The organism is Peribacillus sp. YIM B13481, from assembly GCF_042787985.1.
In the GTDB taxonomy this organism is placed as follows: domain Bacteria; phylum Bacillota; class Bacilli; order Bacillales; family DSM-1321; genus Peribacillus; species Peribacillus simplex_A.
The window spans coordinates 1-26,082 of sequence record NZ_JBHZPE010000013.1 but is presented as its reverse complement, the minus strand read 5'-3'; the positions used below and the strand labels follow the sequence as shown (position 1 = coordinate 26,082).

The 26,082-nt window shown below is 36.7% G+C and carries 23 protein-coding genes and 2 pseudogenes; 23 read left to right on the top strand and 2 right to left on the bottom strand.

The window, feature by feature from the left end:
* Window positions 1–8: 8 nt before the first annotated feature.
* Genes ACFX4X_RS10185 through ACFX4X_RS10175 form a run of 3 tightly spaced genes read left to right on the top strand, consistent with a single transcriptional unit; the run spans window position 9 to window position 2,862 of the window.
* The gene (locus ACFX4X_RS10185; protein ID WP_375166295.1) at window positions 9–1,148 is read left to right on the top strand and encodes an ABC transporter ATP-binding protein; all 1,140 of its coding nucleotides are present in this window, start codon (window positions 9–11) and stop codon (window positions 1,146–1,148) included.
* The gene (locus tag ACFX4X_RS10180) at window positions 1,112–2,056 is read left to right on the top strand and encodes an ABC transporter permease (protein WP_284470753.1); all 945 of its coding nucleotides are present in this window, start codon (window positions 1,112–1,114) and stop codon (window positions 2,054–2,056) included. Before ACFX4X_RS10185 ends, ACFX4X_RS10180 begins: the two co-directional genes overlap by 37 nt.
* Entirely contained in the window at window positions 2,056–2,862 is an 807-nt protein-coding gene (locus ACFX4X_RS10175; protein ID WP_377383291.1) for an ABC transporter permease, read from the top strand. Before ACFX4X_RS10180 ends, ACFX4X_RS10175 begins: the two co-directional genes overlap by 1 nt.
* A gap of 64 nt (window positions 2,863–2,926) precedes the next feature.
* On the opposite strand, the gene ACFX4X_RS10170 is transcribed toward ACFX4X_RS10175, so the two are convergent.
* Complete coding sequence (locus ACFX4X_RS10170; RefSeq protein ID WP_377383211.1) at window positions 2,927–3,568, bottom strand: hypothetical protein; 642 nt, start codon at window positions 3,566–3,568, stop codon at window positions 2,927–2,929.
* 84 nt (window positions 3,569–3,652) lie between these two features.
* Here ACFX4X_RS10170 and ACFX4X_RS10165 point away from each other — a divergent pair, with 84 nt between their 5' ends.
* From ACFX4X_RS10165 to ACFX4X_RS10100, 14 genes are all read left to right on the top strand, one after another.
* Window positions 3,653–5,059, top strand: coding sequence for an FAD-binding oxidoreductase (locus ACFX4X_RS10165; protein ID WP_377383210.1), 1,407 nt, complete (start codon window positions 3,653–3,655; stop codon window positions 5,057–5,059).
* A complete protein-coding gene (locus ACFX4X_RS10160) occupies window positions 5,056–6,387 on the top strand; it encodes a (Fe-S)-binding protein (protein WP_377383208.1) in 1,332 nt (443 codons plus the stop codon). Before ACFX4X_RS10165 ends, ACFX4X_RS10160 begins: the two co-directional genes overlap by 4 nt.
* A 336-nt stretch (window positions 6,388–6,723) precedes the next feature.
* Entirely contained in the window at window positions 6,724–7,170 is a 447-nt protein-coding gene (locus ACFX4X_RS10155; protein ID WP_377383206.1) for a HEAT repeat domain-containing protein, read from the top strand.
* Window positions 7,171–7,498: 328 nt separating this feature from the next.
* The gene (locus tag ACFX4X_RS10150; protein ID WP_377383289.1) at window positions 7,499–8,440 is read left to right on the top strand and encodes an XdhC family protein; all 942 of its coding nucleotides are present in this window, start codon (window positions 7,499–7,501) and stop codon (window positions 8,438–8,440) included.
* A complete protein-coding gene (locus tag ACFX4X_RS10145) occupies window positions 8,437–9,039 on the top strand; it encodes a nucleotidyltransferase family protein (RefSeq protein ID WP_377383204.1) in 603 nt (200 codons plus the stop codon). Before ACFX4X_RS10150 ends, ACFX4X_RS10145 begins: the two co-directional genes overlap by 4 nt.
* A gap of 31 nt (window positions 9,040–9,070) precedes the next feature.
* Complete coding sequence (locus ACFX4X_RS10140; RefSeq protein WP_377383203.1) at window positions 9,071–11,392, top strand: xanthine dehydrogenase family protein molybdopterin-binding subunit; 2,322 nt, start codon at window positions 9,071–9,073, stop codon at window positions 11,390–11,392.
* Complete coding sequence (locus ACFX4X_RS10135; protein ID WP_377383201.1) at window positions 11,392–12,234, top strand: FAD binding domain-containing protein; 843 nt, start codon at window positions 11,392–11,394, stop codon at window positions 12,232–12,234. Before ACFX4X_RS10140 ends, ACFX4X_RS10135 begins: the two co-directional genes overlap by 1 nt.
* Window positions 12,227–12,724, top strand: a complete 498-nt coding sequence (locus ACFX4X_RS10130; protein ID WP_061463220.1) for a (2Fe-2S)-binding protein — start codon at window positions 12,227–12,229, stop codon at window positions 12,722–12,724. The genes ACFX4X_RS10135 and ACFX4X_RS10130 overlap by 8 nt, the downstream gene beginning before the upstream one ends.
* A 42-nt stretch (window positions 12,725–12,766) precedes the next feature.
* Complete coding sequence (locus tag ACFX4X_RS10125) at window positions 12,767–13,222, top strand: hypothetical protein (RefSeq protein ID WP_375166230.1); 456 nt, start codon at window positions 12,767–12,769, stop codon at window positions 13,220–13,222.
* A 507-nt stretch (window positions 13,223–13,729) separates the two neighbouring features.
* On the top strand, window positions 13,730–14,551 hold the full coding sequence (locus ACFX4X_RS10120) for an alpha/beta fold hydrolase (protein ID WP_377383199.1): 822 nt from the start codon (window positions 13,730–13,732) through the stop codon (window positions 14,549–14,551).
* A 291-nt stretch (window positions 14,552–14,842) separates the two neighbouring features.
* A complete protein-coding gene (locus ACFX4X_RS10115) occupies window positions 14,843–15,673 on the top strand; it encodes a methyltransferase domain-containing protein (RefSeq protein ID WP_377383197.1) in 831 nt (276 codons plus the stop codon).
* Window positions 15,674–16,347: 674 nt separating this feature from the next.
* Entirely contained in the window at window positions 16,348–17,043 is a 696-nt protein-coding gene (locus ACFX4X_RS10110) for a GntR family transcriptional regulator (RefSeq protein WP_377383195.1), read from the top strand.
* Window positions 17,036–17,953, top strand: a complete 918-nt coding sequence (locus ACFX4X_RS10105) for a DMT family transporter (protein ID WP_125160814.1) — start codon at window positions 17,036–17,038, stop codon at window positions 17,951–17,953. Before ACFX4X_RS10110 ends, ACFX4X_RS10105 begins: the two co-directional genes overlap by 8 nt.
* Before the next feature lie 216 nt (window positions 17,954–18,169).
* The gene (locus ACFX4X_RS10100) at window positions 18,170–18,844 is read left to right on the top strand and encodes an MBL fold metallo-hydrolase (protein ID WP_377383193.1); all 675 of its coding nucleotides are present in this window, start codon (window positions 18,170–18,172) and stop codon (window positions 18,842–18,844) included.
* Between the two features lie 452 nt (window positions 18,845–19,296).
* On the opposite strand, the pseudogene ACFX4X_RS10095 reads toward ACFX4X_RS10100, so the two are convergent.
* Window positions 19,297–19,456 (bottom strand): annotated as a pseudogene (locus ACFX4X_RS10095) (helix-turn-helix domain-containing protein).
* Between the two features lie 265 nt (window positions 19,457–19,721).
* On the opposite strand from ACFX4X_RS10095, the gene ACFX4X_RS10090 reads away from it, so the two are divergent.
* The 6 genes and pseudogenes from ACFX4X_RS10090 to ACFX4X_RS10065 form a co-directional block, all read left to right on the top strand.
* Window positions 19,722–20,315 (top strand): DedA family protein, encoded by a 594-nt coding sequence (locus tag ACFX4X_RS10090; RefSeq protein WP_377383191.1) that lies wholly within the window; start codon window positions 19,722–19,724, stop codon window positions 20,313–20,315.
* A gap of 211 nt (window positions 20,316–20,526) precedes the next feature.
* A complete protein-coding gene (gene pssA, locus ACFX4X_RS10085) occupies window positions 20,527–21,018 on the top strand; it encodes a CDP-diacylglycerol--serine O-phosphatidyltransferase (RefSeq protein ID WP_377383189.1) in 492 nt (163 codons plus the stop codon).
* A 214-nt stretch (window positions 21,019–21,232) separates the two neighbouring features.
* Complete coding sequence (locus ACFX4X_RS10080) at window positions 21,233–22,510, top strand: VTT domain-containing protein (protein ID WP_377383188.1); 1,278 nt, start codon at window positions 21,233–21,235, stop codon at window positions 22,508–22,510.
* Window positions 22,511–23,566: 1,056 nt separating this feature from the next.
* The gene (locus ACFX4X_RS10075) at window positions 23,567–24,421 is read left to right on the top strand and encodes a hypothetical protein (RefSeq protein WP_377383186.1); all 855 of its coding nucleotides are present in this window, start codon (window positions 23,567–23,569) and stop codon (window positions 24,419–24,421) included.
* A 44-nt stretch (window positions 24,422–24,465) separates the two neighbouring features.
* Entirely contained in the window at window positions 24,466–25,377 is a 912-nt protein-coding gene (locus ACFX4X_RS10070) for a VanW family protein (RefSeq protein ID WP_284470767.1), read from the top strand.
* Window positions 25,378–25,642: 265 nt separating this feature from the next.
* Window positions 25,643–25,900 (top strand): annotated as a pseudogene (locus tag ACFX4X_RS10065) (helix-turn-helix domain-containing protein); the annotation flags it as partial.
* Between the last annotated feature and the right edge of the window lie 182 nt (window positions 25,901–26,082).

The following is a 26,082-nucleotide window of genomic DNA, read 5'->3' as shown; positions in this document are numbered from 1 at the left end:
AAAACGATATGGAAATCAATGGGCAGCACCTGAAGGCAGTTCTGGGGGTTGGGTCAAATAAAAATGATGTAGAGATAAAAGGCGCTTTTAAACAATTTGGAGCGAATGTTGTCCTTAATGGTATCGATCTGGAGGTGAAACAAGGAGAGTTACTCACTCTTCTTGGGCCTTCGGGGTGCGGAAAATCCACGACCTTGAACCTCATTGCGGGGTTCCTTGATGCAGATCGGGGTGAGGTCCATATTAAGGGCAATAATGTTACGAAGGTTCCGCCTTATAAACGAGATTTAGGAATGGTTTTTCAAACTTATTCGCTTTTTCCTCATATGACAGTCTATGAAAATCTCAGTTTTGGCTTGAAATTACGCAAGGTCGGTAAAGCTGAGCAAAAAAAGAAGATAAGTAAAGCGCTTGAATTAGTGAAAATGTCAGGATTGGAAAATCGTTATCCAAGGGAATTATCAGGAGGTCAGCGTCAGCGTGTTGCGATTTCCAGGGCACTTGTAGTGGAACCGGAGCTCCTTTTGCTTGACGAACCGCTTTCAAACCTTGATGCAAAGTTGCGCCATGAACTAAGGGCCGAAATAAAGCGTTTACAAAAGGAAATTGGCGTAACGACCATTTTTGTGACCCATGATCAAGAAGAAGCTCTTTCCATGTCAGATCGAGTCGTGGTCATGAATGCAGGGAAAATTGAACAAATCAGTACCCCAACTGAGATTTACAATCATCCCAAGACAGAATTCGTCTTTCAATTCATCGGAAAATCGAATTGTTTTGAAGGGAAAGTGTCTGCCGTGGACAAGCGGAAAGTATCAGTCAAGATCGGTTCTGATATTACTCATGTCGACGCAGATAATATCATGGGAAATGATAGTGATTTGAAAACCGGAGATGAGGTGAAGATTTATATTAGACCAGAAAAACTGCGCATCCTTTCTATTGATGAAACTTCCTTATCTCCTTTGGATTACCATCGTGCCAGGATTAGCCAAATTAACTATCTTGGTACCTCATGGGAAATCAATGTTCTATTACAGGGGAAAAGTATTCAAGTATTGACTTCTGCTTTCGATTCATCATGGCAAAATGGAAGTGAGGTGTTGATTGGATGGAGCCCATCAGAAGTTATGCTAGTCAAGAAATAGAACAGGAAACGAATCCTATTGAGCCGCAAAAGGAACCTAAATTCAAGAAAAGGAAAGTCTGGCTGCCTGGATTACTCCTTTTAACGCCGATTCTGCTATTCATATTTGGTTTCTTCGTCATACCGATGTTATACATTTTATATTTAAGCTTCATATCCACTGATAATCTTGGAGCTGCTGATGCAGTATATAGCCTAAAAAACTATACACAAATCTTTTCCGATAGCTATTATTTATCTTCTTTATGGCTGACTGTCAAAATCAGTTTATATTCGGTCCTGGTTGCTTTATTTCTTGGATATCCTGTAGCTTTGACGATGGCCAAAAGCTCGGCGCGGATCAGAGGGTATATCACGCTCTTGATCGTATCACCGCTTTTGGTAAGTATAGTCGTCCGTAATTTTGGCTGGTACCTCTTGCTATTGCCTAACGGAACGATTAATCAAACCTTGATGGCCCTTGGCATAATAGATGCACCATTGAAACTATTGTTTTCGGAAATCGGAGTTGTGATTGGCCTTTCCAATGCTTATCTTCCTTTCATGATCTTATCCATAGTTGCAAGTCTTTATAATATTGATCCTTCTCTGGATAAGGCAGGAGCGATACTTGGGGCAAGCCCATTCAGAAGGTTCTTTTCCATTACATTGCCGTTAAGTATTCCTGGTATCGTATCTGGCTGCATTCTCGTATTCAGTTTGTCAATGAGTGCTTATGTTACGCCTGCATTAATGGGGGGAGCCAATGTGCCCGTGATGCCTGTTGTCATCTATGATCAAATAAATAATTTGCTACATTGGACATTCGGATCTGCTCTTTCTTATATTCTATTAGCAACCACTGTCATATCAGTAACTGTCTTTACCAGAGCGTTTGAAAAAGGGAAATTCAAGGAGGTATTCCGATGATGAAAACGATTGGAGGCCTTCGGATTGCCGTAGCCGTGTTGGCTATTATCTATATCTTGATACCGCTCATTGTCGTTATTCCCGCTTCTTTTACAAGTGCCAATTATCCAAGTTTTCCGGCTGAAGGCTTCTCGCTGAAATGGTATGCCAAGATCTTGGAGCGACCTGAATTTTTGGAAGCATTTTTGAATAGTGCGAAGTTCGCAGCATTAGCTGCCCTTTTCTCCGTCATATTCGGAACTTTGGGAGCCCTTGGCATCGCAAAGTATGATATACCAGGAAAATCGTATATTACGGCCCTTTTAACTTCTCCATTAAGTGTGCCGCAATTAGTCTTAGGGATTGCACTTTTAATGTACTTTACACCAATGATGCTTGCCGGTACATCTACAGGATTTTTAATTGCCCATATCGTCATTTGCATACCATATGTTATGCGGCTCGTATTAACCGGTTTAAGTGGATTTGATTATAATCTCGAACGGGCCGCGGCCATACTTGGAGCGAATCCACTAACAGTATTCATGAAAGTGACACTGCCGCTAATTGGATCCGCGGCCATCTCAGGAGGATTATTCGCATTTTTGACATCATTTGATAATGTAACGGTCTCGCTCTTTATGGTATCACCTGAGATGAGAACGCTGCCGATCGAGATTTTCTCGCAAATGCAGGATGCCTACAATCCAATCGTTGCATCCGTGTCAAGCGTGGTTATTTTCATATCAGTCCTTCTAATCGTCATACTTGAAAAAATTCAGGGTGTTGGAAAAGTTTTTGGTGGTTTCCATCATACAAACGGTTAATAAGGATTTTAGTGATGTGACAATCGATCCTGCTGACCAAGTTCGGATTTTATCCAGAAAAAAATCAGCTAAACGTTCCATTCAAATGATCCAAGCACCTTTTAGCAGCCAAAAGTGGTGCCGTTAGGATAGGGACAGAAGGGTTAACTTGCTTTGCGACATGCTCCATACTATATTGTGAAAGCAAAATCACTTCTGTCTTTCCATCCAATTGTTCCACCATCTTTTTTACTCGATCGTCATGTTCCTTTCTTTTTCCTTGAGATAATAAATGGATGACCCCTGAATCTACCAATGATTCGATCAAACAGTCCGGATTCTTATTCAATAAATAATTTTGAAGGGCGACGGGCGTTTCTTTTACGGTTGAAACCAGGCCGATGCTAGTATATCGAAGTGCTTCATCAAGCATGGCCTCATCTGAACGAAATAACTTTACAGAATAAAGAGGTTGTAAAATTGAAGTGATGTCATTAAAAGCAGAGCAAGTAAGTTGGATGCATGAAACGCCAGAATCATAGGCTAAACTCACTAATGATGAAAAGCGGCGGATGATTTCCGGAGTTAACTTGCCGCTCTTTTCCATCAAGGCGAGAAGGCCCGTGTCCATGAAATGAAGGAGTTCAATGTTCGGAGCAACTGTCTGAAATGCCATTTCAATTGGCTTTAGTGCAGTGGTGGTTGCGTGAATAAGTGCTATTTTCAATAAAAACCCTCCTTTTTTATTTCATTATATCTAGCAGGATAATAGAATACCATTATATTACACAAAAGAAAGGAAGTGAGAATTATGGAGAAAGAAGCCCTGGACGATCTTAGTCAGGTAATTCCAAGTGATAGAATGTACCTTGATTTGGCAGAAAGGTATTGTTATAGCTATGACGCTTCTTTTGGGGAATATTTACCTGAAATCGTTATACAGCCAAAAAACGCGGAGGAAATCAGTGAGGTGGTTAAATTGGCTAATACTCACAAAATACCTGTTTACCCTAGAGGATCCGGAACTTCGCTAAGTGGCGGCCCTTTACCTGTTAAAGGGGGGATGGTTCTTGATATGACCCTTTTACGGGATAAATTGATCATTGATCGGGAAAATATGCTTGCCATTGTCTCTCCAGGTGTGATAACGGCAAATATCCATAAAAAAGCTGAAGAAGCCGGCTTGTTCTATCCGCCTGATCCAAGCAGTTCCAATGTTGCCACAATTGGCGGAAATCTATTGGAAAACTCCAGCGGGCCAAAGGGATTGAAATACGGAACGACAAAAGAATATGTGATAGGTCTGGAGGTGGTCACACCTACGGGAGAAATCATCCGCACTGGCGGAAAGACTGTAAAGAATGTAACAGGGTATGATTTGACACGATTGATCGTAGGATCGGAAGGTACCTTGGGCATCGTTACAGAGGCAATCATTCGCTTAATTCCAAAACCGCAATCAAAACATACATTTGTCGCCCACTTCAATCATTTGATCGACTCCGGTCATGCCATTACCAGCATTTTATCGTCAGGAATCCTACCATCAGCCATGGAGTTAATGGATAATGCGTGTATCCGTGCTGTTGAAAGTTATCGTCCTTCTGGATTGCCTCTTCAAGCAGAGGCCATTCTGATCATTGAAATAGATGGGCACCCTTTGGCGATTGAGGAGGAAATCAATAAGTGCGCCGATTTATGCCGGGCTGAGGGTGCTTCCTACGTCAAGATTGCGGAGACAGAGGAAGAACGCCAAACGATTTGGAGTGCGCGTAAATCGGTTTCCCCGGCCATTACACAAATGGGACCTACAAAGATTTCTGAAGACGCAACTGTTCCGCGCAGTCAAATTCCGGCGATGATGGAGAGATTAAACCAAATCCGGGAAAAATACGGATTGAACTTGGTTGTATTTGGTCATGCCGGCGATGGCAATTTACATCCGAACATCATTACTGATAAACGAAATATAACGGAAATGAAAAAAGTGGAGCTTGCAGTCAGTGAAATTTTTGAAGCGGCAATAGAACTAGGGGGAACTCTTTCCGGAGAACATGGAATCGGTACATTAAAGTCACCATATATGGAAATGGAATTAGGTATAACAGGGGTGAATATGATGAAAAAAATTAAAAAAGCATGGGATCCCAATAATATCATGAATCCAGGAAAGGTTTTTCCTGATAAGGGCCAGACAAGGGTCGTGTTGGTTACATGAATCTACCTGTTAAATCCAACGAGACAAATGAAGCGGTCCAAAATTTATATTCAGATGCCTATGATTGGACAAACCAATGCGTAAAATGCGGTTATTGTTTACCAGCATGTCCTACATATGAATCAATGGGTGTAGAGTCCGCTTCTCCACGCGGCCGAATCAATCTAGTGAAACTGGCAGCCGAAGGGAAAATAGATTTCCAAAAAGATTTAGCTGAACCGATCGACCTATGCTTGGGCTGTCGTGCTTGTGAAACCGCATGTCCAGTCGGTGTGCCATACGGACATATACTGGAAGCGGCAAAAGAAGCGATTGAAGCCTCCCCACCAGCGAACAAAAAAAATAAAATGACGAAAATCAAAAAACTGGCATTGGTTCATCTTTTTCCATATCCAAAACGAATGAATAGGATTGGGAGTGCAGTCCACCTTTATCAAAAAACGGGGCTATCCAAACTTATCCGTTCATCGAATGTACTGCAAAAGGTTTCCCCTGCCCTTGCACATTTAGAACAAGCACTTCCTCCTATCGAGTCGTCCTCCAAACGAATCCGGACAGGAACGATAATACCGGCAAAAGGGGAAACGAAATTAAGAGTGGCATTTTTTGCTGGGTGCATCATGGAATCCATGATGTCTCGAATCAACCGTCTTTCCATCGAGCTGCTCACCATTGTGGGCTGTGAGGTCATTCTCCCTGAAAATCAGAATTGCTGTGGTGCACTGCATTCCCATCAAGGCGAAATAAAACAAGCAAAAGCATTGGCGAAGAGGAATATCCAAGCCTTCATGCAATCAGATGCTGATGTAATTGTAAATAACGCAGGAGGCTGCGGTGCTTCGCTTCTTGAATATGGACACCTATTGGCTGATGATCACGAATGGGCTGGGGCGGCAAGGGCATTCTCGGAAAAATCAAAAGATATCAGTCAAATTCTTCATCAATTGGAGCCACTTCCCTTTACTGAAGAATGGCAAGGCATCGTTTCCTATCAAGATTCATGTCATTTACGCAATGTTCAAAAGGTCCAAAAGGAACCTCGTTTATTATTGCAATCCATACCAGGTGTTTCTTATGTGGAAATGGAAGGGTTTGACCGTTGCTGTGCATCTGGAGGCGTTTACAATCTTCTTCACTTTAATGAATCCATGAAGATACTGGATGAAAAAATGAAGAACCTAAAAGATACAAAAGCCACTGCAGTAGTGACCGTTAACCCTGGCTGCCAAATGCAAATGAGCATTGGCATTCAAAGGGAGGGAGCAGCAAACCAAATCAAAAGTATGCATCTTGTTGAAATACTTGCCAAGGCTTGCGGCTTGGATTGACCAAAGAGAAACTGAAACTTTATAGAATATTAAACGTCAGTATTTCCTGATTCATTGGGAATTACTGATGTTTTAATTTTTCTCCATTAACGATGAAGGCGAAAATATCTTTGTAGATTAATGATACAGAGGATAATCTGCGGATGAAAATAGCGATTTATGTTAATTAAATTGAAAATACAGCGGATCGGTAAGAAATTTAACTATATTAAGATATGGAAAAGGGTATAATAAGTAATGTAATAAACCATTCTTGGTAATGGATTATTGTAGTATCGGATTTACATTTTTCTATATCCCGATATTTACATAAAGACAGAAGGAGAAATGATTCATTTGAATAACAAAGAAATAAAAGGTATCGAGTTACCTGCCAACTATGAGGAATTAAAAAAATCTGCCAATCGCAAATCTAATTGGAGAGAACGTTTAGATGCGATCGAAGAGTTAGGTCAGTCAAAAAATAATCAAGTAATCGATATTCTCAAACATATCATGAATAGTGATTCTGTATATAAAGTTCAAGAGTCCGCATACCGTCAACTGAAAAGATTAGGCGAAAATGTTCAATTGCCACCAAGGAAAAAGGGCGAATTGGTTAAAGGATTAACCAAAATCTTAGTTAGGATCAAGAAGAGTTTACCAGAAAATCACTCATATGCTGAATTCAAAGAGAAACTTCAGAAAATGAGAATGGATATATATGACACCTATGAGGGTGAAAAAGGGGCAGACTTTGATAAGTGGCTTGAAAATACTTGGTCTGCTTTATCGAAAAGATAAAATTTATTCAAAAGGAAAACAAATAAGATTGGATGAAGGAGCAAAATTTTTGCTCCTTTTTGTTTACCAATAAAATAGGTATACACTTATATCCCTCCCCTTTAATTTAAACATCGAATGATACACTCTCTACATACAAAGATTAAATGACTGTGAGTCTTTAAAGCATAAATCAGGAAAAACCACATTTCCCATGTGCTCAGCCCGCGCTAGAATAATTCTATTCTATTTATTCCCTATATAAACACATTTTTTTTATAAATCAACATAATGTTATTAATAGAATGAAGGAACTCATAGGAGACCAGGAGGAAGACAATTGAATCAAATGTATACGATCCTTGAAGAAGTTCAATCGACCTCTATGGAGTGTGTATTGGCTACCATCATTCATGTGGAAGGTTCAGCATACTTGCGTGAAGGTACCTCCATGCTTATAAAAAAAGATGGTTCATCTCTAGGCATAATTAGTGTTGGGTGTATCGAGGAAGACCTTATTCTTCATTCTTGCAGAGTGTTCGAAAGGAAAAATACAGAGACCTTTGTATATCACATGGAAAGTGATGAAGATCTAGAATGGGGTATTGGAACAGGTTGTAACGGCACTATATATATATTACTGGAGTATGTGGACCATAAATTAAAAGAACATCTTTCATATGTCTTGGCTTCCATTAAAGAAGCTAAGGTAATCGTTCATCAAATTGAGCTAGATGATGATTGGAACTTATTGGGGTATTCTTTCCGACCAGAGAATGAGAATCACAATGCACCCAAAGATAATGATGTTAGCTTTATTTATATGCAAAAGATTTTACCTAAACCCCGTTTAATCATTTTTGGAGCTGGATGTGATGTATATCCAGTTGTCACAATGGCTACCTCAATAGGGTTTTTAGTTACTGTTTGCGATTGGAGGTCCGAGCTTTGTAACGAAAATAATATACCCGACGCAGTTAGCCATATTGTAGGATTCCCAACTGAAATTATGGAACAATTATCTTTTAAAAAAGATGATTATGTTATCATCATGACTCATAACTTTCAGAGAGATAAAGAAATACTTTCACTAATGATGAATCAGTCATTATCCTATTTAGGCATTTTAGGTTCCAAAAAACGTACAGCCAGTTTATTTGACAAGAAAATCCCTAATAATATACACTCACCTATCGGTTTATCAATTGGAGCTAACGGCCCATTCGAGATTGCTGTTAGCATTATAGCTGAATTAATTCAGCATAAAATTATGAAGGAACATCCGGAATGAAAATAACTGGGGTATACTTGGCCGCTGGAAATAGTTATCGAATGGGTACAAATAAATTAACATTGCCATTAGGAAATAAAGAAATGGGAAGATGGGGATTAGAAAAAGCGGTTCTATCTGAACTTAACGATATTATCATAATTTCAAATCATTTAAACCACCTGGATTTATCAGGTTTTTGTTCTGAAAAAATAATTACGGTCGAAACTAAAGAACCTGGAGCAGGTCAATCCCATTCACTCCAAACAGGTATACGATCAGCAAACAACATACATTCGGACGCCGTAATAATTTTACTTGCTGATCAGCCCTTTATAACAACAAATATGATAAACAAACTCATCGAAATATACAAAGGAAACCCTAATTACTCCTTTGTTGCCTCTAGTTTTCATGGTTGTATACGACCTCCCATACTTATTGACAAAGACCTCTTTTCCGACATTCACCTTTTACGAGGAGACCGAGGAGCCAGACAGATTCTAATGGCGAAGAAAGAACAGGGGGTACTTGTTCCTTTTTATGAGGAAAAATGGTTTGTTGATATTGATAATATGAAAGAATACCTTTTTTGGAAAAGCAAAATAGATAACAATTAAATAAGAATAATAATGAAAATGAGGAGACTATATGGATATTATCGGAAAAGGGGTAACTCGAAAAGATGCCTGGGAAAAGGTGACTGGGCAGGCGATTTACACAGGAGACCGCGAAGAAGTAAAAACACTTCATGTTAAAAAGGTAATTAGTCCTTATGCACATGCCCTTATTAAAAATATTAATCTAACCAAAGCTGAAAAAGTTCCAGGCGTTCGCGCAATCATAACAGGTGGGAATTTACCACTAACAGGAGAAGAAATCAGGGATCGGTACCCCATAGCTCTAGATAAAGTCCGCTATCATGGAGAAGTAGTAGCACTTGTTGTTGCTGATACAATGAAACAAGCAAAGATTGCAGCTGACAATATTCAAGTTATCTATGAACCTTTAGCCGTTGTCAATTCACCAGCAGAAGCCTTAAATCCCAATTCCCCTCTACTCCACCCAGATTTAGATACCTATAAAAAAATATCCGAGGTATTTCCCGAGCCAGGCACAAATATAGCAAACCGAACTAAAATCAGAAAAGGTGATAGAAAAACAGGTTGGCAAGAGAGCGAAATCATTATTGAGGAAAAGTTTTCTTTTTCGCCCTCCGACCATGTAGCCATGGAAACAAGATGTTCTTTAGCGGAAATTCACTCAGATGATAAGGTCATTATCACTTCTTCTTCTCAAGCTCCCTTCATGATCAAGCGTTTGATAAGTGATTACTTTGATGTTGAAATTGGAAACGTCATAGTAAACACTCCACTTGTTGGAGGGGCATTCGGTGGTAAAGCCTCGGTCCAACTTGAACTATTAGCTTATATCGCGTCAAAGGCCGTTAATGGCAGGCTAGTAAAAGTTGAAAATAGTCGTGAAGAGGATATTTTGACATCACCATGTCATATTGGATTAGATGCTACAATTAAATTAGGTTGTACAAAATCTGGTTTGCTAAAGATCGCAGAGCTGACGTATTTATGGGACGGGGGAGCATATGCCGACAAAGCTACAGATCTAAGCCGTGCTGGAGCTGTAGATTGTACCGGACCTTACAATATAGAAAATATTTGGTGCGACTCTCTCTGTATGTATACAAATCATCCATATGCCTCGCCTTATCGAGGTTTCGCCCATACAGAAGTTCTGTTTGCTTTTGAGCGGGCCATGGATTCTCTTTCAAAAAAGCTTGGAATGGATCCACTTGAACTTCGTGAAATGAATGCGATACTCCCAGGGAACTCCACCCCAACACAAGTTAAATTGAATTCGAGCACGGTAGGTAATCTTCCTAAATGCATACAGGTGCTTAAGAAAAAAATGAATTGGGAAGAGGGCCAGTTAGTAAAAATAAACGACAAGATAATAAGGGCAAAAGGGATCGCTTGTTTATGGAAAACTTCAACGATCGATACCAACGCTGGATCTGGTGTCATATTAACCTTTAACCCTGATGGCAGTGTAAACCTTATTTCAGGAGTAGTAGAAATCGGTACAGGAACGAAAACGATATTAGCACAGATTGTATCAGATAAATTAAAGGTCTCCATTGATCGCGTAAACGTTCAGATGAAGGTAAACACACAAAATACTCCAGAACATTGGAAAACGGTAGCAAGCCGTGGAACATTAATGGCAGGAAGGGCTGCGATTCAAGCTGCGGAAGATGCTCTTTTGCAAATAAAGAAACTTGCTTCTTGTGTATTACGAGCTCCAATTGAAGATATCGTCCTTGGCAAGGAAAGGGTCTTTATGAGAGGGGAACCGAATATAGAAATTCCTTTCAAACGGCTAGTGTATGGGTATACATATCCTGACGGAAGTACGATTGGAGGACAAATCATCGGTAGAGGACAATATACCATTCCACATATAACAAATTTAGATCCCGATACAGGTGCTGGCAGACCAGGTCCTGAATGGACTGTTGGCGCACAAGGGGTAGAAGTAGAGTATGACATAAATGAATATACTTACAGGATAGTAAGGGCAATATCTGTCATTGATGCAGGAAAGGTTTTGAATCAAAAAACTGCAGAAGGACAAATAATGGGTGCAATGAGCATGGGCATAGCATTCGGCGGGCGTGAAACATTCTATTTCGATCACCTTGGCAGAGTATTAAACCCTCAACTCAGAACCTATAGACCCTTAAGATATGGAGAAAACCCTGAATATATTTGTGAATTTGTAGAAACACCACATTTAGAAGCCCCATATGGCGCAAGGGGCCTTGGAGAACATGGGCTTCTAGGTATGCCAGCTGCTTTAGGTAATAGTTTATCTTTGGCTGCGGGGATTCCTTTGAACCAGTTGCCATTACTTCCTGAACTCATTTGGAGGGGGAAGAGAGGGAGAAGAGATTAATGTTACCTTATAATTTTGATTATTATAAAGTTCAATCGATAAAAGAAGCGATTGAACTTTATCAACTATTAAAATTACAAGAAAAAAAACCTATGTATTATGGTGGAGGGACTGAAATTTTAACATTAGGACGTTTAAATTTTATATACACCGATGCGATTATTGATTTGAAAGGGATTCCCGAATGCAATGCATTCGGGTTTCAACACCAAGAACTGATCATTGGCTCAACATTGAGTTTACGTGCAATCGAAGAAAATAAGCTATTTCCGCTATTATCGGATACTTCAAAAGAAGTTGCTGATTATACATCAAGAAATAAAATCACTATAGGTGGAAACATATGTGGTCAAATTTTTTATAGAGAGTCAGTTCTTCCATTTTTATTATCAGATAGTACTGTCATTATTGCCGGACCAAAAGGAACGAGGAAAGAATTTATTAATGAAGTTTTCCATAAAGAGCTACGACTTGACGAAGGGGAATTTCTCGTTCAAATTGTAACAGAAAAAGAATATCTGAAAGCTAAACACATTAGTGTAAAGAAGAGGCAGCAATGGAAAACGGGATATCCGCTTTTAACAGTTGCCTCATTAAAAAAAGAAGGATTTATTCGATTTGCATTCAGCGGGGTTTGTCCATATCCTTTTCGGTCAATTCAAATGGAAAACAAACTAAATGATAAGAGTTTATCTTTTAAAGATCGAATTTTAACCTCCTTTGAGTATTTACCAACTCCGGTTTTAAACGATATAGAAGGATCCAATGAATATAGATTATTTGTTTTAGAAAATACCCTTTCATACATTTTGTCATATATAGGTGGTGAGGAACATGAATAGCCATTCGGCGGATCGTAAAGTTACCATTCAATTAGAAATAAATAAAGAACAGTATGAGAGGGATATATTGGCATCGGATATATTGCTAGATGTTCTCCGAGATAAAATTGGACTTACAGGAGCTAAACCTGGATGTTTAAATGGAGATTGCGGCGCTTGTACGGTGATAATGAATAAACAGCCAATGAAATCCTGTTTAATGTTAGCCATTGAAGCAATCGATTCAGAAATCCTTACAATTGAAGGCCTCAAGAATACCCCGATTCAGAGAGCCTTTGTGGAACATTTTGCTTTTCAATGTGGGTATTGTACATCAGGCTTTATAATGATTTGCCAGGCTTTACTCCTTAATGACAGGAACCCAAGTCCTGAAAAGATTGAAACATGGCTTTCTTCGAATATTTGTCGGTGTACCGGATATAAAGAAATTGAAAAAGCAATATATTCAGTAATAGAACTTTTAAATATAAAAAATCAAACAAATCAGTGACGTTTGCCCGTTTATATGAATAAAATGCCTACATGGGGAGTGGTGATATTGATTGAAACCTGTGTAGTTAATTCAGAAAAAAAAGTAATTCACTCCTTTCAGCGTAATCTCGAAATTACAACAGCCATCCTATTATTAACTGGACAAATCACAATCATTGGCGTTTTTGTAAGACCAGGCAGATTTAGTCTCTCATTAGGTGGGCCTCTTTTTGGAGGGCATCGTTTAGAAGGGAGGGACCACTCGCAAGCGGGAAATCTTTTTATCGATATATTGGACATCATTATTGCTATATTATTAATCAATGATGCCATACATGTGACAGGAATCTTTATTTCGTCTGGTGATTTCACAATTAATGTTTCCGGTCCTATTTTTGGTTATCCTGAAGTTGTTCCGGCATTGCCAATTGAAGATTATAATTTTTTTAATACCATTGTAAAGAAGCATTATAATGTTCCATCAGAGTTATTAACTACATTAAAAGGGAATGAGTAAAAAATGTCACTAACAGATATTCCTACAATTAAAAGTTCGAGAAACAATGCTTTTCTAATAGCCATTCCCATTATCATCTTCATATTTTTCTTCACTCAGCAAAAGTCCACAGATGTCTAAAAACTTTGATACTTTTAGAGTAATAAAGGTTTTTATCATTTCAGAGGTGAGGCCTTTTTATAGCTTTACCTTTTTTTGTTGTGCTTTTTGATGTTATATAGGGTAGAGATGGAAGCAAATAAATTTCGGACAAAGAATTGAAGGAGTCCATATCCACGAAAAATCCATTTTGAATAAACTTTGGATAAAAACCTAAAAACACAAGCATTAAATAGCGAACTAACATAGAAATGAGAGAGGGAATTTGATAGTAATTCCATATAAACTCTCTATTAGTTTTATTTTAACAATCGTCTATTCCCGAAGAAATCCCCTTTCAAGCCAGGAACTATGACCTGGCTGAATGCAAAAAGGTTTCAAAATACTTTATTCAGGAGGTAGATAAAAGTGGAAAAGAAAAAAATGATAATAAATGGAAAGATCGTATCTTATATTGAGAAAGGCAACGTTAATGATCCCCCAGTTCTTTTATTGCATGGGGTACCTGAGTCCAGCCTTTTGTGGAGGGAAATGATTCCATGCATTGTGTCTTGTGGATTTAGAACCATTGCACCTGATCTCCCAGGATTCGGCCAAAGTGAACCGTTTGATGAATCCTCAACATGGGAAAGATATGAACAGTTTGTATCGGATTTTACAAAAGAACTTAATCTAGATAAATTCCACCTTATTGTACATGACTGGGGCGGACTTATTGGACTGAAATGGGCATGTGATCATCCAGAGAGAATACTAAGTCTCTTTGTTTCAAATACAACCATATCAGTAGATTATAAGTGGCACTCACTTGCTCAGATTTGGAGAACACCAAATGTCGGAGAGAAAATAATGAAGCGCATGTCAGATGATCCCCAAGCTCAAACTGAATTGAAGAAAACGATTCCGAACATAGTTGACGAAATTCTGGAAGATTTCTTTCATGTCTTTAGAACACCCGAATCTTGTAAAGTCATCTTAGATCTATACCGTTCTGGAAATATAGAAAAGGTAAAATCGTACAATCAAAAACTAAATCAGATCAAAATACCTGTCACAATAATTTGGGGAGAGATGGATCCTTATATACCGTTTGAATTTGCCTACAAGCTCCAGAAAGAAGGTTTACCACATGCACAGGTTCACATCATTCAAAATGCCGGGCATTTTATCCAAATCGAAGTGCCTGATAAAGTGAATTCTTATATAAAACAGCATTTTAAAAACGTGTAAACCTTTTATAAGGGGGAGAAGCGGATGAAACGTCAGCATTCCCCTTTTCGAACGTAACAATACTTTATGGATAATCTTATTATAAAATAGAGAAATAAAGTAGTGAGTCTTTCACATTAACGCTACGAGAAGTTAAGTATGGCCAATGCTAATATGTTGAGAGATAATAATAGAAAAAGGCTTTGTGCATTATCAGGAGCTGATTTGCAGCTCTTTTTCTTTTGCAACTATGGGGTAGAATGGTTTAAGAAAATTATTATACATAAATTATATAATTTGAGGAGAGAACAGATGAAGACTAATAATCTTGATTATATTGAACTTTGGAGACAATCCATGGTAGATCATTATGGTAAAGTCCCGAATCGACTTAAAGATGATGCAGCAGAAGAAGCTTTTTGGTCATCCATGGTTGAAAGGAAAAAACAACATAAAGCGGACCCTTATACTAAACAAGTGCACCAAGAGTTACTGCCATTATTAAATCGCGAAGACCATGTATTGGAAATCGGTCCTGGCTGGGGCAATTACACCTTTGATATTGCACAAGAGGTCAGGAAGCTAACTTGTATTGATAGTTCTAAAAGCATTATCAGTTTTTTGGCATCTCTGGCGAATGAAAAAGGTACCGAGAACATGGATTTGATTCATGATAAGTGGGAAAGTGAGACGAAAAGGGATAAATATGATGTAGTATTTGGTTTTAATTGTTATTACCGTATGATCGATATCGGTCACACCTTATTAAAAATGAATGAGTCAGCAACCCGTTTAGTGATAGTCGGTATGACGACAGGACCAGAAAAACCTCATTATATGGAATTGGAGAAACGAGGATATACAATCAATTTAAGAAAACGGGATTACATACACATCTTGAATGTATTGTATCAACTAGGAATACTGGCGGACTGCAAGATCGTGAAATTGAAAAGTAAAAAAATCTATTCCACATATGAAGAAATGATTCGTGATAATACGACAAAAATTCTCGATGAACAATTTTCCTATGATGAAGTAAAAACAATCCTTAATAAATATGTTGTGGAAAAAGAAGGAGTTTTTGAATACGAATATCCGTTTCATGCAGCTTTGATGTATTGGAATCCTAAGGAATTTTGAGTAATCCAGTATTATTGTTTTTTTCTCTTTTTGGGGACCTTCAGGAAAAAAGGTATTTTTTTGTTAATATTCGCAAAATATACTGAACATGCCCCAAAAAAAACCAAAGAAATTCGGAGAGTGATTGATAAATGAAAGAAATATCCGAAAAGAGATTTTGTGAAACATGTAAAAAGGAGACAGTGCACACAGTAAGGGAAGATGCATTAGAAATAGAATATTCATGTAATGAATGCAATCGGCACCAGGAGATTTACAAAACATTTTTTTAATACCATTCAATTAATTTGAAGGGAGTTTGAATCACTCATTGATCCAATAGGTTCTAAGACTTTGGAAACAAAACAAATTTAGAGGCATTCATTCCATATTACCGATATAAACGAAAAGCTTAGTTTATACAGGGAATCGTTGTAAAGCACAAGGTTTCAACGATTGATGGAAAAAGTGGAATAACATCCATAGAAAAGGAATGGATTTTCTATGGATGGGGTCACTTTATCATGCGAAATAAGCTTTGTGTATGTTTTATCTAAGGACCCAGTTTGATAATTACATTTAGACAATCTTTTTAAAAACTGTACATAAGTAAATTTTCTAAAATTCATTCCAACGGCATGCAATATGTGATATATTGCATACTACATATTAGTATTTTGAGGAGGAAATAGCCGTTGGTACATTCAGATTCAACTCAAAAAATTAAACGTACTTCTGTACGTGAAGAAGCGTACATAATCTTGCGGGATTGGATTGTCCAGGGAACACTTACGCCAGGTCAACAATTACGTGACAAAGAATTAGCCGAAAAATTAGGAGTAAGCCGTACTCCTATAAGAGAAGCACTATTAAGGCTCGAGGATGAGGGGTTTGTGGAGACCAAGCCGAGCCGTTCAACTATTGTTTCCCCTATTCGGTTCGATGGAGTATTAAATATATATTCTATTGTTTGGACACTGGAAAAGTTAGCTATGGAACAGGCTTTTGATATCTTAGAAGAAAAACACTTAATTGAGATGGAAGTCATCAATCAGGAAGTGAAAAAAGCAATTGTCGAAGGAAATCAATTAGCTGCCGTCCAGAAGGATAATGACTTTCACTCCATTTACATCAATCTTCCAGTAAATGATGAATTGAAGCGGATTCTATCTGGACTAAAACAAAAACTTATACGAATAGAACTGTATTATTTCAATCAGGTAATTGGTGTACATCTTTCCGGTAATGAGCATGATCGGATCATACAGGCATTAAGACAAAGAAATCTCTCGATGGCCCTTGAAATGATAGAAAAAAATTGGAAAGAAAGTTATTTTAGGATTCAAGCCCATATGGATCGTGTAAAAGGTGGGGAAGAAAAAAATGAGTAATGATACTTTAGTCGATGTATCACCTTCAAGAAATAAAGGGATCGCTCTAGTACTTACCGGCGCTGCATTATGGGGAGTATCAGGAACGGCAGCCCAATATCTATTTCAACGGCAAGGTTTCAGTCCTGAGTGGCTCACGGTGGTACGCTTATTGCTTTCAGGCGTAATCTTATTGGGGATTGCTTTTAAAAATGAAAGAAAACAGGTTTTTGGCATTTGGAAAACTAAAAAAGATGCGCTTCAAATTATCCTTTTTGCCATTCTGGGAATGCTCGCCGTTCAATACACATATTTTGCAGCAATTGAACATGGCAACGCAGCCACTGCCACTGTCCTTCAATACTTAGCGCCGGCCCTGATCACTTGTTATTTAGCCATTCGTTCCAAACGTTTTCCGACTATTACTGTGAGTGTAGCTGTGATCATAGCGATTTTAGGCACTTTTTTGCTTGTAACGGGGGGAAGCATACGTACACTTTCCATATCCGGGTGGGCAGTATTTTGGGGAGTAACATCAGCCTTTGCATTGGCTTTTTATACTTTGCAACCTTATGAACTCCTTTCAAGATGGGGTTCAATGATTGTTGTGGGATGGGGCATGTTGATTGGAGGCATTTGTTTTAGTATGGTCCATCCTCCTTGGGCATTTGAAGGCAATTGGACTTTACCTTCTTTTTCAGCGGTTTTGTTCATCATCATTTTCGGTACGATCATTGCCTTTTATTTTTATTTGGAAAGTACGAAATACATCACAGCCTCGGAGGTAAGTTTATTTGCTTCGGTTGAGCCATTATCCGCAACCTTTATATCCGTTATCTGGCTGAATGTAACATTCGGTTTTGCCGAGTGGCTTGGAACACTTTGCATTATAAGCACCATTACGATTTTATCGATAGCAAAAAGCAAGTAGTTCCAATTATCCACAACTAGAGTATAAATAAAATTAAACAATAAAACTAATAAACTACCATGTAATGTTCCCGGATACTAAAGTTGTGTGATAAATAATAAAGTCGCTAAAAAAACATAATGCTTGTTTAAAAATCGGGGTTTTATGCCCTCTTTTCCATATCATGTATAATAAACCATGGAATATTTCATACACATGCAGTATGGAGGAAGAAAAATGAAGATAATAGAGCTACCAATCGAATTTGAATTTAATAAACAACAAAATCACATTTATCCTAACTTAATTATAATGAATAATGCACTGACTTTGGTCGATACAGGGTATTCAAATTCCTTACCTTTAATTGAAAATGAAATTTTAAAAAATGGATATGAAGTGAAGAATTTAAAGAATATAATCATTACTCACTATGATGGTGATCATATAGACTCCCTATATGATTTTAAAGAAAAGTATACTTGGATTAACATTATAGCTAGTGAAAGTGAATCAAAATACATTAGTGGTGAAATGAAGTCAGAGAGATTGGTTCAAGCAGAAGAAATGCTAGAAAACATGCCAAATAAAGAAATTGAATTTGGTAAATGGTTTATACAGCAATTAAAGAATTTGAAGCATGTTTCGATTGATGAAAAGGTAAATGATGGTGATATGATTTTAGATAATAATTGTAGTGTAGTAGCAACACCAGGGCATATTTCATTGTATTTTCCAAGTTTAAAAAGTGTAATTACAGGTGATGCAGCTGTTAATGAAGGTCAAGAATTGATCATTGCTAATCAAAACTTTTGTTTAAATGTCGAGAAAGCCCAACAATCTTTGAGAAAGGTTATAAATCTTAAAGCTGAAACTTACTATTGTTATCATGGAGGGAAATTCACTTTATAAATTTGGGGGTTAATGTCGATTTGAAGCAAAGTTTAACCGTTTATTAAAAGATGGACCGGTATTATTTGCACTCCAATTTTTCATTATTAACTATCAGGAAAGTTGAAGTAGGGGTCCAAAAAAAGCGATATTTATTTAACATAAAAAGCGGGCGACAAAATAATATTAACAGTTCAATTAAAGGGCGCGATTCTTGAATAAAGTTATTTTCTTAATGAACGGGTGCAATAGTTGCCATGGCTTTTGATGATTTACCAATCTCCAATTTAGAAATTTTAAAAATGTGTTTCACTAAACAGAAGACCAGTCTGATGAACCGGACTGTTTTTTTTATAACAATACTTTTTATTTATATATGGAGTATCTTTTGAATAGGCTTTGTTAAACATTATTGTAGATTTTTAAATAGAATATACCACTAATTGTGGTCTTTATTGGGACTTAGGATTTACTCATACTTCACTTCTGTATTTTAGGATATCTTCCAGATTGACAGTCCAACCCCTTACATATTGCCTCTAAAGTCGAACATCTAATAGCGTTTGCCTTTCCATTTTTCAATATAGAAAGATTAGCCATTGTTATTCCAACCCTCTTCAAAACTTCTGTCACTTTTTTGTACTTTTAAACCAAACCCTTTATTTGATTAGCAGCTTCTTTATTTTTGTTAAAACTTAATCTACCTTTTATATTCAACTTTATGAAAACTAAAAATGAATTTTTTCGTGCATTTAACCAAAACATAAAATAGCTTAAACATACATTTTGCATATATTTCTTTAAAAGTTTCTTCTTCTTTTTTTATTATTTAAATACTGCTGATTATAAATGATCAGAAATGATTGTTTGAAATCACCTAAAAGGTGGAGTGAAAAAGGTGGAAAATCATATTACTTACCTTCTAGAACATTATGGGTACTTCGGAATAATATTTGCTTTAATCGGAGGTATTGTAGGACTTCCTATACCCGACGAGGTGCTTCTTACATATATTGGTTACACTGTGTATCAGAGTAAATTATCTTACTTAATTTCGATAGTAAGTGCCTTTGTAGGAGCAACAGGGGGGATTTCGCTTAGCTACTTCATTGGTAATAAATTTGGGTTGCCTTTGTTAGAAAAGTTTGGACCAAAAATTCACATTACCGAACAAAAAATTAATGCAACAAAGAAATTATTCAAGAAATACGGACCCTATTTTTTATTTTTTGGTTATTTTATTCCTGGGGTACGGCACCTTACAGCGTATATAGCAGCTGTCAATCGCTTCCCATTTAGAAAATTTGTTATTTACGCCTATACTGGTGCATTAATTTGGTGTTTTACTTTTATCACTCTAGGAAGAATATTAGGGGAAAATTGGACCAATGTTGAAAAATATTTATCAACATACAGGATTTATTTAATTACAAGTTTATTGGTCCTTTCAATATTAAGTTATTTTTTATGGAAGAGAAGAAATCGATTATGAAGGGGTATTTCATAAAAGTCGCTTCTTTTTTTAAAAAAATTCCGTTAAAAAATTTAACTTGTTTTTTATTACGAATCTTAAGGCAAGTGTGTTACTTGATGGCTTTTGTATTTACCAGGATAGTTTTTCCTCTAATATTTATGAATAGCGGAAGAATATATAGAAAATGCTACATAAATGCGGAGATTATTCGACGTCAGGGGGGACTTCCTTGTTCAATCAGATAGTTAAAGCTGTACCCAATTTATTTACGATTGGAAATTTATTGTGCGGTGTACTCTCAATTACTTATATGATGAGTGGCTTTTTGCAAGTAGCCTCCGTTTTTATTTTCTTTTCGGCTTTTTTAGATCTTCTTGATGGAAGGATTGCAAGAAAATTAAAAGTGAACAGTGAATTTGGCGTGGAATTGGATTCCTTGGCTGATATTATTAGTTTCGGAGTTGCTCCTGCAATTCTATTTCATTCGATAGCAGCACCATCAATTTTAACGTCTTTGGCATTTATCCTTTTCCCAACTATGGGAGCATTAAGATTAGCTAAGTTTAGTGTTAATCCAACCATTGGGTATTTTAAAGGATTGCCTATTCCAGCAGCTGGATTACCATTGGCTGGCATGGGATTCTTTTTATATAGCAATGCGTGGATTACCTTAATACTCGCGTTCTTAATGGTAAGTCCAATTAGGATTAAAAAACTATAATTTCGTTATCCTTTGTAAAAAAGCTAGTAACCTTTTTAGAAAAGGGTACAGCTTTTTTATTTTATCCATAAACCTTTTTGTTCCCTTAAAACAAGATTAGGATTTCATTAACATAGAAAATGATTTCATTTATTGTGCAATTTTTGTAATTAGATCTAAAGTTGAAGAAAAAATTCACTCAAAAGTTTCTTTTTAAAAAAATGGAGGCATTTATATGTCATACTTAATAACTGTATATGAACAGCACAGTTATCTAATATTATTCATTGGGGTTTTTCTAGAACTCATGGCTCTACCAATTTCAGGTGAATTTTTAATGAGCTACGCTGGGTATTTTGTTTTTCAGGGAACAATGAATTACCCTTTGGCACTCCTGACTGTCTTTGTTGCAGGAGGTGGGGGAATAACTGCAACCTATTGGATTGGTAGGGCAGGTGGGTATAAACTAATCGAAAAATATGGAAGGTATATCCATATGGGACCGGAAAGATATAAAAAAACCTCCGCTTGGTTTGAGCGTTCAGGCAGAAAATTATTGGTCTTTGCTTATTTCATTCCAGGAATTAGACATTTCAGTGGTTACATTTCAGGGATTTCTAGAATGCCGTTTCGAAAATTTATTATTCCAGCTTATATAGGTTCATTTTTATGGGGATTTTGTTTTATAACTCTAGGAAAAGTATTGGGACCCCGCTGGGAGGCCTTCCATCATTCAGCAAGTAAATATTTCATTATTTTTATTATTATTTTCGGGGTATTGTTAGTTGGGTATTTCACTTATCGGTTTTATAAAGTTCAAATTAAAAACTTATTTATTCATGTAATTAAATGGTTAACAAATCGACTAAAAACCATAAGAAAAACAGAGATCTTTCTTATTTTTCTCACTTTAGTTTTAATCGGTATGGTGACCTTGATGCTGGGGATGGCTCAAGACTATTTATATAATGAGTTTACTCAGTTTAATGAAATTGCTGTATATATAGTGGATTCTTCAATATATATGAGTTGGATGAAAGGGTTGTTAGTATTTCAATCCCCTTATGTACTTGGAGTAATTATTGGTGTAACGGTCATCCGCATTTGGAGGAAGAGAAGGAATAGGCTGCTTGAGTATCTTTTACTTATCGTTTCGATTTTAGGAGCTAGGCTGTTTCATGAATCAATTATGCAGACTTTTTCCTATCTCCAATCATTACGGTTCGTGGGGAAGTATCATTCCTCAAATTTTCCTGATATAAATGCCACTATTACAATAATCATTTATGGAACATGCTTATTTTTACTTATTCGTCATTCGAAAAAAAAATATACGTCCATATTCGTTCCATTAATTGGATTATTATTATTAGTGTGGTTAACAATTGCAAATATTGCATCGACCGAATTACTTCCAAGTGATATTTTGGGTGGATATGTATATGGCGGTGTCTGGATATCATTTATCTTCTTGTTGTTTGAAATGTTAAGACTTGTAATAGAAAAGTATTGAATTGAAAATACATATTCCTGTATTCGAGGATGAAATTCAGTATGAGGGTAATAAAGTCATAGTAGAACATAACGGTAAATCAGGAATAGAAACCTCATTGTAATCTGGAATCGACTTGATTTTAGACTTGATTTTATTGGATGTTATGCTGCCTGGGTTAAGTGGAATGTAGGTACTAAGGAAAGCGGGTAGACCAGCTCTTTCTAAATTCTCTTTAAATATTTTGTGCAATCCACGATGATTTAAAGGCTTAGTTTTTTGATTATAAAAGATCGGTTTACTATTATGTGTGTTACATGTGTGTTACTCAAAAAGAATTTCTTAATAGTCTTTAAATATCGTTAAGGAACTGGGATTAAGGGAGAGGGGTGTTTTTTTCCCCTTTTTCCTCGAACTAAACGTATTTCCCCCATGTTAAATCCACTAATTCTTGACTTCTCATTCCTCTTGGTGCAGTCAGTGAATAGAAACTGGAATAAAGAAGAACTGTATAGATTAAACTCCCAAAACTATTAGTCCATAGAGGGCTTAAAAGGGGCCTATATATTACATGATGAAGTCTGACTTCGCAGCATGTATTCAAGTACTTAAAGCAGATTAAATCATCTGAGTATAGCCCTTACAGAAGCTCACAAATTATTTACCCATTAGACATGATCCACGATCCCAATGAATTAGAAATGAATTAGTGTTTATCCCTCTTATTCCATGTTGTTAATAGTATAATTTCCAACATAGAGATCCAGCAAGATATCAAAAAAATGGGCGTGAAACAATCCATTTTAGCTTTTAATTTGCTCAATGCTATTCTGCAAAGATTGAATCATGGCATTTTGTGTAGTTTCTAAGTTACAGATTAGGGATATCAAAAGTACTTATTGGACCATAAACACTAATATGACTGAGCCTTTTTAAGCCTTTATAGCTGATTCCCCCAAACCCAGTGTTTAGAACATAAATTAACAGGGAGGGGCTAATTTGAAGAATTTCCAAATATTCAAAGGTATTCAACTGATTCTATCCTGAAATAATAAGAAAAATTGCAGGAGAAACCAAATGAAAAACAATAAATTGTATCAAGTAATTATCGCTATTTTTATAATTGTCTCAATGGTCGATCACTCGGTCTATGCAATGGAATGGGAAGATGAAGAAGTACCAATAAGCTTTAAAATTGAGATGTTACCTTGGGAGATTGTAAACAACATTATTCCTAATAAAACAAATTTCACCATTATTGATATTGAAACTGGTTTATCATTTAAGGTACAACGAAGAGCAGGTAGCCATCATGCCGATGTACAGCCACTAACCAAGGAAGATACTCAAATCATGAAGAAAATTTATAATAATAAATGGAGTTGGAATAGAAGAGCCATTATTGTATTAATCAATAATCAAATGATTGCTGCATCTATGCACGGAATGCCACATGGTGCTGGAGCTCTACAAAATGGTTTTTCAGGTCATTTCTGTGTTCATTTCTCTGGAAGCATTACCCATCGTTTGAAAAACGAAGATCTTTCTCATAAATTAATGGTATTGAAAGCGGCTGGTAAGCTTGATGATTATCTACAAACGGTAAGTCCCTATGAACTTATACGTATTTTTACCATTGCCATTAATCAAGAAAATCAGAAATTATTAGCAATGACCTTATCAAATCCGAGTCATCCTAATCGTGTCAATAAACTTGTCAAAGATATTACATATTTTGGAGTAGTTGACCCTTTAAGACAACCGCCTGAACAACTAAATGGGCTTTTTCTCGTGGATGTACCCGTTCAAGCAGCTATTTATAAGAAGAGAGAAGGCAAAGAAATAAAGGTTATGCATTTTATGATCCGAAGGGAAAGTTTGACTGATCGTTGGATTATTGATCAAGACTTGCTCTATGAAGACTTAAAATAGGATTTGTGAAGTAAGGTGCAGTAATATAATGGGGGTGCGTTTAATTGAGATTAACATGGATTGCCGGAATTTTACTATTCGTTCAACAAGTGAATATTTCTGAAAGCTTATCGGTAACCCATGAAGGACGAACGATTGCCAGTGTCAACCATACTGATATTACTATGCCCTTACTAGATGTTCCTATCATGGACGTGGATAAATACAATCAATTTGTCAAAAAAATAGACCAACAAGTGTACCAAAAACCTGTAAATGCCACAATAGACAAACAAGGCAATATTCTTCCTGGGCGGGTAGGTTACAAGCTATACCATCAAGCATTTAATGAGCAATTTTATTCCTTTTTGTACAGAAGTAGAGCATACAAACTAGAAGTACCTTTGCTTGCTATTCATCCAAAAGTTGACAGCGAATTACTTGCGGAGATTCGTGAAAAAAAGATAGGTGAATATAGAACCTATTTTAATGTGAACAACAAAAATCGTTCAAATAATATCTCACTTGCTACAGAAGCCATAAATAATTATGTCGTGTTTCCAGGAGAGGCGTTTTCTTTTAACCAAGCCGTTGGCAAGAGATCAGAAGATAAAGGATATCTGCTCGCTCGAGTTATCGTTAAAGGAGAGTTTTCTGAAGGGATTGGTGGAGGGATTTGTCAGGTGTCATCCACCCTGTTTAATGCTATCGACAATGCAGGGTTGCAAACAACTCAACGCTATTCCCATACTAGGAGCGTTCCGTATGTTCCACCTGGCCGCGATGCTACAGTAAGCTGGTATGGTCCTGATTTTAGTTTTAAAAACAAGTACAATCAACCTATTCTAATCCGAGCTACAACGCAAGGAGGAATGGTAAGTATCATGGTTTACTCTTCAGAAATGATTAATCATAAGACACGAAAAGTACCCGCCGCTTCAAATCAGATATCAAAAGAACAAATTTACCGTTCGTAAAAATACACTTTTACGAACGGGTTACTTTTTTATAAAATTCCCTATTTTTAACGTCCGTATTATATAAACAATTTTCACGAATTTGTTTATATAATAGTGAGTACCATAGAAGAAACTCGTAAAAAACAGCCTTTGCTCATGGAATCAAGGGCTTGTTTAGGGATAAAGGGGACACAGCTTTTTCTTAATGCAACGCAACTATCGTGGCAGTGTAGTGTAGGTTAATTTTATATATAACAAGAAATATCAAAAGAAAGAAATTGATACCTCTATAAGTATTAGACGCTATATTCTTCTTAGAAGATTGACGGAAGATTAAGCAAATAACAGGAAGATAATTGACGTTGCCTTTGATTACGATTATTCTTCGCAAGAAGCATATAGCAGAGCCTTTAAAACTGTTTTTGGTATCAATCCTAGAGAATATCAACTTAACAAGTTGCCTGTCCAGTCAATTGTTAAACTCACTATTAATAAGACCGGGGAATGGTGTAGAATGAATGTTTCTAGAACATTACGCCTTAAATGATGAAGAGAAAACCGGTAAGCGGGTAAGCCAGCCAGTTCTAGAATCTCCTTAAATATTTTGCAATCCACGAAAATTTAAAGGCTTATTTTTTTTGAAAGACTCTTTTCGTAAAGATTGTTGTTTTTAAAACGAAACTATTTAAGGTTGATTGGAGCGGAAGTGCGAGACTCCTGCGG